This window comes from Bacillus sp. V33-4 (assembly GCF_002860225.1).
Classification (GTDB): domain Bacteria; phylum Bacillota; class Bacilli; order Bacillales; family Cytobacillaceae; genus Bacillus_BJ; species Bacillus_BJ canaveralius.
Window position 1 is genome coordinate 61,958 of the sequence record NZ_PGVC01000014.1, and the last position, 13,752, is coordinate 75,709.

The following is a 13,752-nucleotide window of genomic DNA, read 5'->3' on the forward strand; positions in this document are numbered from 1 at the left end:
AAAAACTATTGTCTATGTAAAAAATGAGAGATTTTGACTGGGAGAAGCATTAAGCCATGCAGTCATGAGCAAAGCATTTCATAAAAATGGAACAAAAAGGAATAGGAAACAAGATTGCAGGCGGAGCCAAAGAATAAGTACCTGTTCAAGAAAAATGGGTTAAGCAGGATACCAGCCTATTCGCCATCCCGATAGTTTGAATAGTATAGTGTAGCAACTCTAAAGGAGGTGTTAACATGAGTGGAGGTTACGGTGGCGGATTCGCGTTAATCGTTGTTTTATTTATCTTGTTAATCATTGTAGGAGCAGCTTGGTTATAAGAACGCGGGCATGATGGCCAGAATCCATTGTGCCCATGGGGAAGGAGAATATGTACATGTCCGGTAGTTCAGGTTATTATGGAGGATTTGCTTTGATCGTTGTCCTCTTCATTCTTCTTGTCATAATCGGCGCAGCTTGGCTATAAAATACCAAAGATGAAAAAACGGGAGGCAGAAGCCTCGCCGTTTTTTCATATGTATGATTAAGCAAACAATAATTCTAAATAAGAAGATGTCAGCAAAATCAGGATCAAAATATTAATCGTCCGGAATACTTTTGGCTGTCGGTCCTCCGGGATTTCTTTTTGGATGCATAGGGAATTGGTCATTTTATTAATGTAAAAAACAATAAAGACAGCAAACGCAATAAAAACAGCGGAGATCATCCAAGATTCCCTCCTTCTTTCAGTACAGACTTTGGTAATACAATATCAAAATATCAAAAAAAAAGATAGCAATGTGATTGGGGAACTGGGAGTTGTTTTTGCAGATGATGGCATGTCAGTCTCCAAATGAATGGGAACCTGAAACTTACTAACATACTGTACGATGAAAAGCAAAAAAAATCAATAGAAAATCGAACAACTTTTTGTTCGCCATATCTCAAAAATATTGTCGGATGAATTTTTATTTTAGGCAAGGACCATCCATATGAGGACCAAAAAAATAAAGGGGATTTCTCCCCGCATCGCAATGTTTTATACGTATTCCTTTTTTTCTATTCGGTCTTTTTTACGAATCTTTCCGTCGTCATCCACAAAATCTGTTTCAATGTTTTTAAATGATTTTTCAAAGATCTCCATAAAATCATCGCCATAAATATTACGGACAATGGCCATGATTTCAATGACGTCAGGGAATTTCCCGTACAGTTTTTTCAGTGGCATGGCACCGGAAAACACAGCGTTTTTATCGGGCTGGTACGTCTCCATTAGACTGAGCAAAATATTTTCACCCTGGTCGGTTAACTTGATGTATGTATTCCTTTTGTCACTTTCTTTTTTGGAAAACTGAAGGAAGCCCCGTTCTTCAAGCTTTTTGGAAAAATTAAATGCGGTGGAAACATGCATTACGCCAAATTTTGCCACATCTGAAATAGACGCTCCGTTTAAATGGTAAGCAATCCATAAAATATGGTGTTCGTTGATATTGAGATCATAAGGTTTGATCCATTGTTGCCAGTCTTTCTCGATTGATTTCCAAAGAGCCTTGCTGAGCTGGGCGATTCTTTGGCTGAAAAGAAGCGCTTCCTTCATCGAAAATTCGTTTTCTGTCATTTGAATTCACCTTCTTTGTTATTTCTTTCAATCATTATGTCAATAAAACAAAAATTAATAAAGATGACAATTTGCAAAATTTTTAGAAAATGACTTTATTACTAATAAGTATACAATTTTTATCCTAAAAAAGATATGAAAAAATATTTATGAAGTTTACAACCATTTTTATAATATATTTGTTTCGCTCACAGTCAAAAAAACCCTTCTTTTCTAATGAAGAATTTTTAGAAAAGAAGGGTTTTTCGTTTTATAGTTAGGCCCGATTAGTATTTTGCTGATTGAATGAAAGCTCTAATTCACTGATGGTTTCCTCAATTTTTTTCATTTCCCTTTGCAGTTCTTGCTTGTTTGGCCTGATCGCATTTTTCCAATCTGCAATTGAATGTTTAACATCCGATGAAAAGCTGCTGATTGCTGCTTTACCTTCTGTGGATGCCATTGAAGCAGAATTCTTCAGGTCCAGGAAGTCGTCTTTCAAAATTTTAAGGTTGGTCATTAATAAATCTTTATTTTCTTGCAAATAATTTCTGGTTGTTTTTCCGGAAGCAGGAGCAGCCAACAGGGTAGTGATCCCGGCGGCTACGCCACCAACTAAAAATCCTAACAAAAGTGATTTTGTCTTCATCCAATTCACCTCAAAGTTAAAGTGTTGTTTCCTTACATACTTCTACACTGTTCTACAAAATCCTCCTAGTGTACTTTTATCCCGATATTTTACTGTTTTTTTAAATATATCTCTATACCTTCTATTATCACTTAAATGACAATAATAAACCTGTCCATTTTTCATAGCGCAATTTTTTTTGGCATATACATAAATAATTAGGAGATTATCGAATCGTTTGCGTTGGGGGGAGTATGATGGGAGGAATTCGTTTTGGTTTCTTTGCTCTTAGTGCTGTTTTGTTTTTGGGGGCAATTCACTATTTACTGGCATCACAACGCCCTGGATCCTATCCGCCAAAGCATGTATTAAGGGCCCGGGCAACAGCGCTGGCGGGTGGTGGATTGGTTCTGTTTGCATTTGCAATGTTACTGTTGTTGTTTTGATAGAAAGTGCTGGAAGACTTTAAACTGTGGCGTCATCGGCGCTAGAATGTCCTGCACGTCGGAGCTGGACATCGAAACGGCCAGTTGAGTTGAAAAATAGATATTCTGCAATTAAAAAAAGAGAACTCCCGGGAGTTCTCTTCAATTATTATTGGCTGACAGGCTGCTGTATGAAATTTGCGCGTTTTAAAATGCCGGTTGCGATAGGGTATAGGATAACCATCGCTGCCGTATTGATTGCCATAGCCGGAAGTACAACAGTTGCGAACAAAATAGTAAACGGTCCTGGAAGACCGACAATGACAAATGCTGAACCTAAAAAGACAAGACCGGAAATAATTGTGCCTACAGCTGTTATTACAGCAACGCTGATAATCGAATTTCGGTACTTTGTCAAGGCAAGAAAAATCGCGAAGAATAAAAATGCCGTTACGGGTTTATCAATGATATTTGGAAGCAATCCTCCCGGGAATTGTGTTGTCAACCCGGAAAGTACACCTGTTACGACTCCGATTAATAGAACATTTTTCTTATCCGGAAACAGAATGATTCCTAAAAACATCATTGTAAGCATCATATCCGGCTTCATTCCGAAAATAAATCCAGGTACGACTGCATGCAATACTGCACCTATCCCAACAAATAACGCTAATACTACAAGATTTTTCGTATTCAACCTAATCTCTCCTCTGCTTGGCTATACTATTTTGTCTCTCCTGCAGTGCACTCTTTGCCTGCAGCGAAAAACTTGCACCAATTATAACATATAATTGTTAATGTTTAAAGATTCATAACGCAATTCTTTATTTCAAAAACGAACAGTATTGAAAATTAACATAGTATTATTTGTTTCCTACGGCATTCCTGTTTATTTAGATAACTACATTCGTTTTTCAGTTTGGCTTGTTACATTGTGAAGTGTACTAAGTCGAAATATGAATCAATAATTTTTCCTAAATGTTTTCATGAACTTGGCCAGCTCATTTACCTGCTCAATCGTAACGGCATTATACAGCGAGGCCCGACAGCCGCCGATGGAACGATGGCCGTTCAGGCCGATAAACCCGGCTTCTTTAGCCTGTTCCAGAAAGGCACCAGTCGCTGCTTCGGTTTCGAGCTTAAAGGTGACATTCATCAATGACCGGCTTCCTTGATCCGCATGACCCCGATAAAATCCGTTGCTTTCATCAATAATATCGTAAAGGATTTCGGCTTTTTCGCTATTTATCTTTTCTATTGCAGGCAGTCCGCCTATTGACTCGACCCACTCCAATACAAGAGAAAGTAAATAAATGGACAGGGTAGGAGGGGTGTTGTACAATGACCGGTTTTTTGCATGCGTCTGGTAGCTGAGCATCGTCGGAAGTCCCTCATCTGAACGGGCAAGCAGGTCCTTTTTAATAATCACGACCGTGACACCTGAAGGCCCAAGATTTTTTTGAGCACCGGCGTAAATCAGGCCAAATTGGTTGACGTTAATCGGTTTGCTAAGAATGTCACTCGACATATCAGCAACAAGCGGAGCATTGAAGAGATCCGGAAATGTTTGCCATTGTGTTCCGAAGATTGTATTATTGCTTGTTAAGTGGACATAGGATGCATCGTCGGGAGCTGATGCTTCAATAGAGGGAATGTTTTTGTACATTCCTTCTTTTCCGGAAGCTAAACTGGCGGCTGCCCCGATTTTCCGGGCCTCACTAAGCGCTTTTTCACTCCAGGAACCAGTCATAATATAATAAGCCGTTTCATCGTTTCTGAGCAGATTCATCGGCACCATCGTAAACTGCAAACTGGCGCCTCCTTGCAAAAATAGCACTTCATAATCATCGGGAATTTGCATGAGACGTCGAAGAAGTCTGTCAGCACTGTCATGAATCTGTTCATATTCAGCACTGCGGTGGCTCAGCTCCATTACAGCCATGCCGGTATCAAGATAATTGAGCCATTCTTTTTGGGCTTTCTCAAGGACAGCCTGAGGTAGGGCGGCTGGTCCGGCATTAAAATTCAAAGCTCGTTTCATGTGGGGCCTCCTTACGTATATACTGTAATACGCTAAAGTATAAAGATGTTTCTATCGTATCAAAAATAATAGATGAGCACACTAAAAATTTGAACAATTTAAAAAATGTTTAAAAAAAAGCTTCCGTTCATTGTGAACAGTCGCTTTTTAACACATTCGATAGATCTGGAGGCGGGTTGCGTTCTGCATGTACCGTGCTGATGCCATAAGGAGATATTTCTATAAGTGGCTATTAATCCCGGTGGCGATTTTTTGCAGGTCCTCTGCAGAGTATTCACCATTGTTTGTTTTCCAGACGGCACCAAAGCCGTCACCTTGCCCGTAGCGGGGCAGAAGGTGGAGATGGAAATGGAAAACGGATTGTCCGGCTAGTTCCCCATTATTATTCAATAAATTTAAGCCAACAGGTTCGAATTCTGCTTTAATCGCATTGGCAATTTGCGGGACTGCAGCAAATAGGTTTTCGGCAATTTCGGGTGTAAGCTCATACAGGTTTTCTTTATGTATTTTTGGAATGACAAGCGTATGCCCTTTCGTCACCTGACTAATATCAAGAAAAGCAAAAACGTGTTCATTTTCAAATACTTTGGCAGAAGGAATACTGCCATTGATGATTTTACAGAAAATACAGTCGTTCATATCCAACACCCTTTCAAGGCTTTTCTCGTATTTTATCATATAATAATCTTTGACAAAAAGGTAAAAGGCAGGATTCTCAAGGAATCCTGCCGAAATGAAGGGGAAAGCTTCTATTGTACGTTCAGTTTAGGAAAGTCTTTGACAAACACCTCATTTCAAAAAAATGATGCGCTGGATTAGCGGACCGGTTTTTTGAACGGTACTGTGTGCAAAAACACGATCCCCTTATTTAGGAACGTTCGAGTCATGGACTAAAAGGTTCTAGTCTTTAGCCGACACCTCATTTCATTTGGTTGAAATGATTTCACCTAAACAGTTGTTTCCCCTTCATCAAGAGTATGCCCGGAAATCCTTGGAGTATGTCATTTTTATCCGGGAAGTCCAGCTTTTTAAAAGATGCTTAATGTTTGTTAAACTATTAGCATACACAGAAGGAGGGTGTGCAGAATGGCACTTTTGGAGATTAAAAATCTGACAGGCGGTTACACAAGAAATCCTGTTTTAAAAGATATTTCTTTTCAGGTCAATGAAAGGGAGTTGGTCGGCCTGATCGGGCTGAACGGGGCCGGAAAGAGTACAACGATCAAGCACGTAATCGGGTTGATGGAAGCGCACAGCGGAGAGATTACCATTAACGACCGGACGTTTAAACAAGACCGGGAAGCTTACCGCAGACAATTCACTTTTGTTCCAGAAACCCCGATTTTATACGATGAACTTACGCTTGAAGAGCATTTAAAAATTACCGCAATGGGCTATGGGCTCGATGAAAATACATACAAGGCACGTAAACATGTACTGCTGAAGGAGTTTCGAATGGAAAAAAGGCTTAAATGGTTTCCTGCCCATTTTTCCAAAGGGATGAAGCAAAAGGTTATGATTATGTGTGCTTTTCTTGTTCAGCCGTCCCTATATATTGTTGATGAACCTTTTGTAGGTCTTGATCCCCTCGGTATCCAATCGCTTCTGGATTTAATGAACAGAATGAAAGAAGCGGGTGCCGGGATATTAATGTCGACACATATTTTGGCAACGGCTGAACGGTACTGCGACAGGTTTGTGATTTTGCATGAAGGAAAGATCAGGGCCTCAGGTACACTCGATGAGCTTCGCGAGCAGTTTTCGATGCCGGGAGCAACTTTGGATGACCTTTATATCCAGCTGACTAAGGAAGAAGATTATGTTTAATGGCGCCCGGTTATGGAAAGAGCGGTTCTCGCGGAGAAGCAGGGAAATGGGCCGGTACCTTCGCTATATTTTCAACGGGCATCTCGTGATTGTCATGCTGTTTCTGCTTGGAACAGCGGCCTACTACTATCAGGCCTGGGTCAAAGCGCTGCCGGCCGATTATCCTGTTTCGATTATTATTGCTGTGCTGCTCGGTATATTACTGACATATAGTCCGATTTATACGTTTTTATTTGAAGCAGATAAAATCTTCTTGCTTCCGCTTGAAACAAAGCTTGCTGATTATTTTAAACGGTCGATCATGGTTAGCTTCGCTTTACAGACTTATCTCCTTATCCTTGTCCTTGCTGCTGTAATGCCGGTGTATGTTCAAGTGAACGAAGGGGAGTTTTCCTCCTATTTTGCATTTTTGCTTATCCTGCTGGTCGTTAAATGCTTGAACCTGATGGCACGCTGGAAAATACAATACTATGTTGAAATAGCAGTACATTGGACTGACTCTGCGATTCGCTATAGCTTAAATACTGTGTTTGTCTACATGCTCTTTTCCGGTGCAGGCCTGCCCTTTCTTATTGTCATAGCCGGTTTGATGGCGGTGTTGTATTGGTATTATCGAATCCAAGTAGTTGATAAAGGCCTGAAATGGGAGTATTTAATTGAATCGGAAGAAAGGCGGATGACGTCGTTTTATCGCATTGCCAATCTGTTCACCGACGTACCCAAATTGAAGGACAAAGTGAAGAGGCGGAAATGGCTTGACTGGCTCTTGGCCAGACTGGCTTTTAAGCAGGAACAAACCTATACCCACCTCTATATGAGAACCTTTTTACGGGCAGGCGATTATTTTGGCTTATTTCTGCGCTTATTAATTATTGGATCAGGAGTCCTGTATTTAATATCATTTGGAATCGGACAGGTTGCAGTCGTTTTATTATTTTTATACTTAACCGGATTCCAGCTGCTTCCGTTATGGAACCATCACCAAAATAAACTGTGGGTTCAGTTGTATCCTGTAGCAGAGAAATATAGATCAGGTTCATTCAAGGTTCTTCTTTCGGCGTTGCTTTTCGCTCAAAACATCGCCTTCTGTCTCGTTCTGCTGCTAAAAGGGGATTGGCTTGTTGGCGGGCTTTCCTTTGCAGCCGGTATTGGTTTTATCTACTTTTTTGTATTCATTTATACAAAGAAGCGCTTGGAGATGATATAAGCTCAGGTTGGATGAATTCAGTGGGTGGTCCTGGCCTGTTTTTTTAGGAGCAGTTGCTAAGAATGCATATAGGCTCAGAATATTGCGAACGCCTCCGCATAGCTGAAATTAGAAAACCCATCGGCATTTTTCAGTGCCAATGGGTTTTTAAGTGCATTATAACGCTTGTTCAGGCACAGGGGCCTCCAATTTGACGGATTGATATTCAACGGCTGCAGTTCCTAAAGTTTTCGCTGCAACGAGCATCGCTTTTTCATCAATATCAAACTTTGGATGGTGGTGCGGGTAATTTTCCTCCGTTTCCGGGCGTGCACCTGTAAAGAAGAATGTTCCTTTCACATGCTGCAAATAGTAAGCGAAATCTTCCCCGCCCATTTGTGGTTCTGTTTCCACAACACGGTTAACACCGGGAACTTTGCCAGCAACTTCAACCAGGAAGTTTGTTTCTTCTTCATGGTTGATCACTGCTGGGTATCCTCTTTCAAATAAATATTCGTAATCACTGCCGCTTGTATAGCAAGTGCCTTTTGCCGTACGCTCGATTTCTTGTTCAACGAAAGTTCTCACATCTTCACTGAAGGTTCTCACCGTACCTTCGAGCTTTGCTTTATCAGCAATTACATTGAAAGCATTTTCGGCAACAAACGAGCCGACCGTTACAACAGCAGAATCAACAGGATTTACCTTGCGGCTGACAATTTGCTGCAAGTTGACGACTAGCTGTGAAGCTGTGACAACAGCATCTTTTGTCCGGTGAGGCTGGGCTCCATGACCACCCTTGCCCTGTACCAATATTTCAAACCGGTCAGCAGCAGCCATGATCGGCCCGACCCGGTATTGGATCGTCCCAGTTGGTTCTGAAGCCCATAAATGAGTTCCGAAAATTACATCCACACCATCGAGGCAGCCATCTTCGATCATCGACACTGCGCCTCCTGGTGCATATTCTTCGGCATGTTGATGGATCATGACATAATCGCCTTCCAACTCATCTCTTAATTCGTGAAGGCTTTTCGCCAGAACGAGCAATGTTGCGGTATGGCCATCATGTCCGCATGCATGCATAACTCCAGGAACCAATGATTTATATGGAACATCTTTCTCATCCTGAATTGGCAGGGCATCGAAATCCGCTCTTAAAGCAACTGTTTTTCCTGGCTTGCTGCCGTATATTTTAGCAACTACTCCATTGCCGCCAACATTGCCTCGTACTTCGATTCCAAGTTTTTCATAGAAGGACTTTATGTATTCGGCTGTATTTGTCTCCTGAAAAGATAGTTCAGGATGCTGGTGCAAATAACGCCGGATTTCCACCATCTCCTCATAGTAACTTGCAAGTTTAACATTCAGGCTTTCCAGCATAACAATCTCTCCTTAATATAAATAATTTTTAGACAATTATAACACATTTCGAGAGTCGAAGGTTATTTTAATGAGAGTATTTTCTGGAAATACAAGTAGTTTCCGAATATTTTTAAAAGGAAAGAGAGCTGCACTTCGGCAGTCTCTTTCTTTGACTAGATAAGAAACATTGCAACAATGGTGGTAATAATTAAACCAATCGTTACAGGCAGGAGGTTTCTCCTTGCCAATTCAAATGGATCGACATTGCATATCGCTGCGGCAGGAATGAGCGCCCATGGGACGAGTGTGCCGCCACCAACCCATATCGCGGCAATTTGGCCGAGAGCGGTTAGCGTGGCTGCTCCAGCTCCGATCGCTGTAGCAAATAAATTGGCTATTGATCCGGCAAGTGATATACCGGAAAAACCCGATCCGTCGAGGCCGGAGATCGCTCCTACAGCGGTTAACGTAACGGCACCCACTTCTTTGCTTAACGGGACAACCGAAGCAAGCGTTACACCAAGATCGTTTACGATCCCGTGCGAGTTCTCTGGGAGGAAATCACCGATGATTTTTGTGAATCCGGCATCGCCTAAATAGAAGAAAGCAGCTATCGGAATCACCGGGCCGAATACTTTAAATCCGAATTGAAAACCTTCAATGATATAACTGGTAGCTTTTTCAAGCCCTTTATTTTTGTGGCTGACCATTGTGATGATAAGAAGAATAACGATCGAGGTTCCGCCAATTAAGGCTGTAGCGTCGCCACCTTGAAGATTAAAATGAAACATGGCTGCTACATCAAGGGCAAACAAAGCAGGGATAAGCAGTGCGAAGAAACGTTTTTGATTTATGGTTAGTAAACAACCATCATTGGTTGACGGATCCGCATCAGGCAGTTCGGAATGCTCTGAATCTACTGTGAGCCTGCCTGCTTTCATATCCCGTTTCAGAAAATAAAAAGCAGTAACAGTGGTAACCATCCCCATAATAAACACTAACGGAATACTCGCATCAATGACCGCATTTACCGGCAGGCCGGCTGCGTCGGCTGTAAGTTTTGGAGCAGCCTGGATGATAAAATCACCAGACAGGGCAATTCCATGCCCGAACAAGTTCATCGCCATCGCAACACCGAGGGCAGGCAGGCCGACCCTTAATGCGACCGGGAGTAGCACAACACCCAATAATGCAACGGCTGGCGAAGGCCAGAAAAACCATGATATGCCCATCATCAGAATGCCGATCGTCCAGTAGGCAAGAGAAGGTGTGCGAATCAATTTGGCAAACGGGGAAATCATCACATCGTTAATCCCGGTTGTCGTCAGCGTTCTGCTCATCGCCACAATAATTGAAATAACGAGAATAGTAGAAAGCAATTCAGTAATCGCAAAAATAAAACTGGTGAAAATGCTGCTGACAGAATAGCTAAGCGAGCCGGTTGCTGTAATCGCGATAAGAAAAATTCCGGCAATACAAATCAGTGTTGTGTCCCGCCGCATGATCATAAAACCGATAATTAACACAATGAAGCTGACATATATCCAATGAAGTGCGGTTAGTTCAACGGCCATATCCATTAATGCCCCCTCAGTTCATCCTTATAGGCGAAACATAGGTATTTGCCCAATTTGGATTTAATACAGGATATGTACTTTTTCAACAGGTGTGAAGGGGTAAAAAAGATTTGCGGCTTTAAGCTGGAGCCGGGGAATAAACTGGGTGTAGTAAGTGCGGAACTCCAAATTTACGAGCGGAATTCGAGATTTACGAGCGGAACTCCAAATTTACGAGCGGAATTCGAGATTTACGAGCGGAATTCGAATAACAAGAGGGATGAAGCGGCGTTCATCCCTCGTTACGTTCTTCTTCGTGGGCGGCATATGTAGTCACATAGGAAGCACCGGAAAAGATTTGCTGCTTGTCCACGCCTTGTTCGCTGCCGCGTTTTTCATGTGCTTTTTCGTATGCTTTTGATTGCTGCCAGTTTTTATAGCCCTGCTCGTTTTCCCATAGTGTTAAGATCACATATGTATTCGAATCTAACGGGCGCAGAACGCGAATCGCGGCAAAGCCAGGTTCATTTTCAATCTTGCGGGCCCGGTTTTTGAAACGGTATTCAAATAGGGGACGGCCTTCATCCGTGACGGGGATATTGTTTAAAACAGCAAAATTTGCATGTTCGAACGTCCCTGCCGAATCAATCACTTCATAGCGGCGCGGTGTGTTGAAAACTGTTTCACCCTCTGTTTCGTGAATCAGCAAGGCGTTGTCCTGATTTTCCATTAGCAACATCTGTTCACCACTATTTTTTTCCTTGATGCTCTTCATGAAATCATACGTGCCCGTTGTCATATACAAGTACATGCTTGATCACCTCTATGCGATATTTTCTTCCTTCCTTATTATATCTTTCTCCTCCCATTAATTCACCAAACTCGTTTTATATCCTAAAAAAACGTCAATTTTTTTGACATTTAATGTCGTTAACTATACATCAACAGTGGAAAAACGCTATATTGGAAACAGTTCATAAAATGTACGTTTCTTGCTGTTTCTTATTTTGCCCATAATATATTAAAATGAAATACAGGAAGTTTTTGAAAGGTGGATTATTTGTATATGACAAAAGTAGTCAATGAAACATTCTTAAAAGCGGCGTCAGGAGAAAAGACGGACTATGTACCCGTTTGGTATATGCGCCAGGCCGGCCGTTCCCAGCCTGAATATCGAGAACTAAAGGAAAAATATTCTCTATTTGAAATTACGCAACAGCCCGAATTATGTGCCTATGTCACGAGGCTGCCCGTTGAACAGTACAATGTCGATGCAGCCATACTATATAAGGATATAATGACCCCGCTGCCTGCGATTGGTGTCGATGTCGATATTAAAACGGGGGTTGGTCCGGTTATTTCCAATCCAATTCAATCGTTAGCGGACGTTGAAAAGCTCGGTGAAATTAATCCTGAGGAAGATGTCCCTTACGTTCTAGAAACGATTAAAATCCTCACGGAACAACAGTTGTCGGTACCGCTCATCGGTTTTGCCGGAGCACCTTTTACCATGGCCAGTTATATGATCGAAGGAGGACCTTCAAAAAATTATAATAAAACAAAAGCCTTTATGTATGCCGAACCGAAAGCGTGGTTTGCCCTGATGGACAAGCTTGGTGAGATGGTGATTACATATGTCCGATCGCAAATCAAAGCCGGTGCCAAAGCGATTCAAATTTTTGACTCATGGGTTGGAGCTCTAAATGTAGAAGATTACCGTTATTTTATTAAGCCGGTCATGCAGAGGATTTTTTCTGCTTTAAAGGAAGAAAGAGTGCCGCTTATTATGTTCGGAGTCGGTGCAAGCCACCTTGCCCTTGAATGGAACGACCTTCCTGTTGATGTAGTGGGACTGGACTGGCGCCTTCCTATTCAAGAAGCGAGAAAAATCGGCATTACGAAAACTGTCCAGGGTAATCTCGATCCGGCAGTTTTGCTGGCACCGTGGCAAGTCGTAGAGGAAAAAGCGAAAGCGATCCTCGATGCTGGCATGGAACACCCGGGCTATATCTTTAATCTCGGCCATGGAGTGTTTCCAGATGTAGATCCCGAGACTTTAAAGCGTCTTACAGCCTTTGTACATGAATATTCAGCTGCAAAATTGAGCCGTTAGTCCTCATTTGTTAAGCGTTTCATTTGGTGATCGGAGCTTTTTTTGGCACAATAGAGGACTGTAGACTTATTTCTTAAGAGGTGGATAACATGGCAAAGAAAAAAATCGGCTTACTCGTGATGGCTTACGGAACCCCATATAAAGAAGAAGATATTGAAAGATATTATACGCATATTCGCAGAGGAAGAAAACCATCCCCGGAGATGCTGGAGGATTTGCGGAGCAGGTATGAAGCAATCGGCGGCATATCTCCGCTGGCAAAAATTACGCTTGAGCAAGCGGAAAAGCTAGCGCAGCATTTAAATGAGATCCAAAATGAAATTGAATTTAAAATGTATATAGGCTTAAAGCATATTGAACCTTTTATTGAAGATGCCGTAAAGCAAATGCATGAAGATGGAATTGAAGAAGCAGTAAGCATTGTGCTCGCTCCTCATTTTTCCACCTTCAGCATTAAGTCATATAACGGCCGCGCCAAGGAGGAAGCAGAAAAGCTTGGCGGCCCGCAGATTGTTTCCGTTGAAAGCTGGTATGATGAACCGAAGTTCATTCAATATTGGTCAAGCAGAGTCAAGGAAACGTTTGAGCAGATGGCGGCTGAAGAACGGGACAAGGCCGTTTTAATTGTTTCCGCTCACAGCCTTCCTGAAAAGATTTTACAAATGGGTGATCCGTATCCAAATCAGCTGCAAAAGACAGCTGAAATGATTGCCGGGCAAGCAGGAGTTAAACATTATGAGGTGGGCTGGCAGAGTGCCGGCAACACACCGGAACCATGGCTTGGACCAGATGTCCAGGACTTAACGCGTGCACTTTACAACGAACACGGCTACAAAGCATTTGTGTATGTTCCTGCCGGATTCGTTTCTGACCATTTGGAAGTGTTGTTTGATAACGATGTCGAATGTAAAATCGTGACTGAAGAAGTGGGGGCAAGCTATTATCGCCCTGAAATGCCTAATGCGCAGCCTGAATTTATTGAAGCGCTGGCAACGGTCGTACTGCATCATATTGGGAAATAACTTTATACGAAAA

General features: G+C 42.1%; 16 protein-coding genes. 7 read left to right on the forward strand and 9 right to left on the reverse strand.

Annotated elements, in window-relative coordinates; translation table 11 throughout:
- Positions 1 to 236: 236 nt before the first annotated feature.
- Positions 237 to 320 carry a YjcZ family sporulation protein gene (locus CVD23_RS05945; RefSeq protein ID WP_101576812.1) on the forward strand — a complete coding sequence of 28 codons (84 nt, stop codon included), beginning with the start codon at positions 237 to 239 and terminating at the stop codon, positions 318 to 320.
- Positions 321 to 376: 56 nt separating this feature from the next.
- On the forward strand, positions 377 to 466 hold the full coding sequence (locus CVD23_RS05950; RefSeq protein ID WP_101576814.1) for a YjcZ family sporulation protein: 90 nt from the start codon (positions 377 to 379) through the stop codon (positions 464 to 466).
- A 57-nt stretch (positions 467 to 523) separates the two neighbouring features.
- On the opposite strand, the gene CVD23_RS05955 is transcribed toward CVD23_RS05950, so the two are convergent.
- From CVD23_RS05955 to CVD23_RS05965, 3 genes are all read right to left on the reverse strand, one after another.
- Complete coding sequence (locus CVD23_RS05955; protein ID WP_101576816.1) at positions 524 to 706, reverse strand: hypothetical protein; 183 nt, start codon at positions 704 to 706, stop codon at positions 524 to 526.
- Between the two features lie 312 nt (positions 707 to 1,018).
- The gene (locus CVD23_RS05960) at positions 1,019 to 1,597 is read right to left on the reverse strand and encodes an HTH-type transcriptional regulator Hpr (protein ID WP_101665461.1); all 579 of its coding nucleotides are present in this window, start codon (positions 1,595 to 1,597) and stop codon (positions 1,019 to 1,021) included.
- A 256-nt stretch (positions 1,598 to 1,853) separates the two neighbouring features.
- On the reverse strand, positions 1,854 to 2,225 hold the full coding sequence (locus CVD23_RS05965) for a YtxH domain-containing protein (RefSeq protein WP_101665462.1): 372 nt from the start codon (positions 2,223 to 2,225) through the stop codon (positions 1,854 to 1,856).
- A gap of 236 nt (positions 2,226 to 2,461) precedes the next feature.
- Between CVD23_RS05965 and CVD23_RS05970 the strand changes: the two genes are divergently transcribed.
- A complete protein-coding gene (locus CVD23_RS05970; RefSeq protein ID WP_101576823.1) occupies positions 2,462 to 2,650 on the forward strand; it encodes a hypothetical protein in 189 nt (62 codons plus the stop codon).
- Between the two features lie 148 nt (positions 2,651 to 2,798).
- Here the strand turns inward: CVD23_RS05970 and CVD23_RS05975 are convergent, their stop codons facing one another.
- The 3 genes from CVD23_RS05975 to CVD23_RS05985 all read right to left on the reverse strand — a co-directional run bounded on the left by CVD23_RS05975 (position 2,799) and on the right by CVD23_RS05985 (position 5,309).
- Positions 2,799 to 3,326: a tryptophan transporter gene (locus CVD23_RS05975; RefSeq protein WP_101665463.1), complete on the reverse strand. Its 528-nt coding sequence runs from the start codon at positions 3,324 to 3,326 to the stop codon at positions 2,799 to 2,801.
- 264 nt (positions 3,327 to 3,590) lie between these two features.
- Entirely contained in the window at positions 3,591 to 4,670 is a 1,080-nt protein-coding gene (gene serC / locus CVD23_RS05980; protein WP_101665464.1) for a 3-phosphoserine/phosphohydroxythreonine transaminase, read from the reverse strand.
- 219 nt (positions 4,671 to 4,889) lie between these two features.
- Positions 4,890 to 5,309, reverse strand: coding sequence for an HIT family protein (locus CVD23_RS05985; protein WP_101665465.1), 420 nt, complete (start codon positions 5,307 to 5,309; stop codon positions 4,890 to 4,892).
- A 447-nt stretch (positions 5,310 to 5,756) separates the two neighbouring features.
- Here CVD23_RS05985 and CVD23_RS05990 point away from each other — a divergent pair, with 447 nt between their 5' ends.
- Together CVD23_RS05990 and CVD23_RS05995 are read left to right on the forward strand one after the other, a co-directional pair.
- The gene (locus CVD23_RS05990) at positions 5,757 to 6,497 is read left to right on the forward strand and encodes an ABC transporter ATP-binding protein (RefSeq protein WP_101665466.1); all 741 of its coding nucleotides are present in this window, start codon (positions 5,757 to 5,759) and stop codon (positions 6,495 to 6,497) included.
- A complete protein-coding gene (locus CVD23_RS05995) occupies positions 6,490 to 7,704 on the forward strand; it encodes an ABC transporter permease (protein WP_101665467.1) in 1,215 nt (404 codons plus the stop codon). Before CVD23_RS05990 ends, CVD23_RS05995 begins: the two co-directional genes overlap by 8 nt.
- A 156-nt stretch (positions 7,705 to 7,860) precedes the next feature.
- Here CVD23_RS05995 and CVD23_RS06000 read toward each other — a convergent pair whose 3' ends face one another.
- From CVD23_RS06000 to CVD23_RS06010, 3 genes are all read right to left on the reverse strand, one after another.
- Entirely contained in the window at positions 7,861 to 9,066 is a 1,206-nt protein-coding gene (locus CVD23_RS06000; protein WP_101576839.1) for a M20 family metallopeptidase, read from the reverse strand.
- A gap of 155 nt (positions 9,067 to 9,221) precedes the next feature.
- Positions 9,222 to 10,622 carry a hypothetical protein gene (locus CVD23_RS06005; RefSeq protein WP_101576880.1) on the reverse strand — a complete coding sequence of 467 codons (1,401 nt, stop codon included), beginning with the start codon at positions 10,620 to 10,622 and terminating at the stop codon, positions 9,222 to 9,224.
- 274 nt (positions 10,623 to 10,896) lie between these two features.
- Positions 10,897 to 11,415, reverse strand: coding sequence for an antibiotic biosynthesis monooxygenase family protein (locus tag CVD23_RS06010; protein WP_101576841.1), 519 nt, complete (start codon positions 11,413 to 11,415; stop codon positions 10,897 to 10,899).
- 255 nt (positions 11,416 to 11,670) lie between these two features.
- Between CVD23_RS06010 and hemE the strand changes: the two genes are divergently transcribed.
- Together hemE and hemH are read left to right on the forward strand one after the other, a co-directional pair.
- Positions 11,671 to 12,717, forward strand: a complete 1,047-nt coding sequence (hemE, locus tag CVD23_RS06015; protein ID WP_101665468.1) for a uroporphyrinogen decarboxylase — start codon at positions 11,671 to 11,673, stop codon at positions 12,715 to 12,717.
- 89 nt (positions 12,718 to 12,806) lie between these two features.
- A complete protein-coding gene (gene hemH, locus CVD23_RS06020) occupies positions 12,807 to 13,739 on the forward strand; it encodes a ferrochelatase (RefSeq protein ID WP_101665469.1) in 933 nt (310 codons plus the stop codon).
- Positions 13,740 to 13,752: the final 13 nt, after the last annotated feature.

What these genes read in the sequence shown, in the direction of transcription:
- CVD23_RS05970 (WP_101576823.1), top strand. Translation starts at nt 2,462, where the DNA reads ATGGGAGGAATTCGTTTTGGTTTCTTTGCTCTTAGTGCTGTTTTGTTT.
- CVD23_RS05945 (WP_101576812.1), top strand. Translation starts at nt 237, where the DNA reads ATGAGTGGAGGTTACGGTGGCGGATTCGCGTTAATCGTTGTTTTATTT.
- CVD23_RS06000 (WP_101576839.1), bottom strand. Translation starts at nt 9,066, where the DNA reads ATGCTGGAAAGCCTGAATGTTAAACTTGCAAGTTACTATGAGGAGATG.
- CVD23_RS05955 (WP_101576816.1), bottom strand. Translation starts at nt 706, where the DNA reads ATGATCTCCGCTGTTTTTATTGCGTTTGCTGTCTTTATTGTTTTTTAC.
- CVD23_RS05950 (WP_101576814.1), top strand. Translation starts at nt 377, where the DNA reads ATGTCCGGTAGTTCAGGTTATTATGGAGGATTTGCTTTGATCGTTGTC.
- CVD23_RS05965 (WP_101665462.1), bottom strand. Translation starts at nt 2,225, where the DNA reads ATGAAGACAAAATCACTTTTGTTAGGATTTTTAGTTGGTGGCGTAGCC.
- CVD23_RS06010 (WP_101576841.1), bottom strand. Translation starts at nt 11,415, where the DNA reads ATGTACTTGTATATGACAACGGGCACGTATGATTTCATGAAGAGCATC.
- CVD23_RS05985 (WP_101665465.1), bottom strand. Translation starts at nt 5,309, where the DNA reads ATGAACGACTGTATTTTCTGTAAAATCATCAATGGCAGTATTCCTTCT.
- hemH (WP_101665469.1), top strand. Translation starts at nt 12,807, where the DNA reads ATGGCAAAGAAAAAAATCGGCTTACTCGTGATGGCTTACGGAACCCCA.
- CVD23_RS06005 (WP_101576880.1), bottom strand. Translation starts at nt 10,622, where the DNA reads ATGGCCGTTGAACTAACCGCACTTCATTGGATATATGTCAGCTTCATT.
- serC (WP_101665464.1), bottom strand. Translation starts at nt 4,670, where the DNA reads ATGAAACGAGCTTTGAATTTTAATGCCGGACCAGCCGCCCTACCTCAG.
- hemE (WP_101665468.1), top strand. Translation starts at nt 11,671, where the DNA reads ATGACAAAAGTAGTCAATGAAACATTCTTAAAAGCGGCGTCAGGAGAA.
- CVD23_RS05990 (WP_101665466.1), top strand. Translation starts at nt 5,757, where the DNA reads ATGGCACTTTTGGAGATTAAAAATCTGACAGGCGGTTACACAAGAAAT.
- CVD23_RS05995 (WP_101665467.1), top strand. Translation starts at nt 6,490, where the DNA reads ATGTTTAATGGCGCCCGGTTATGGAAAGAGCGGTTCTCGCGGAGAAGC.
- CVD23_RS05960 (WP_101665461.1), bottom strand. Translation starts at nt 1,597, where the DNA reads ATGACAGAAAACGAATTTTCGATGAAGGAAGCGCTTCTTTTCAGCCAA.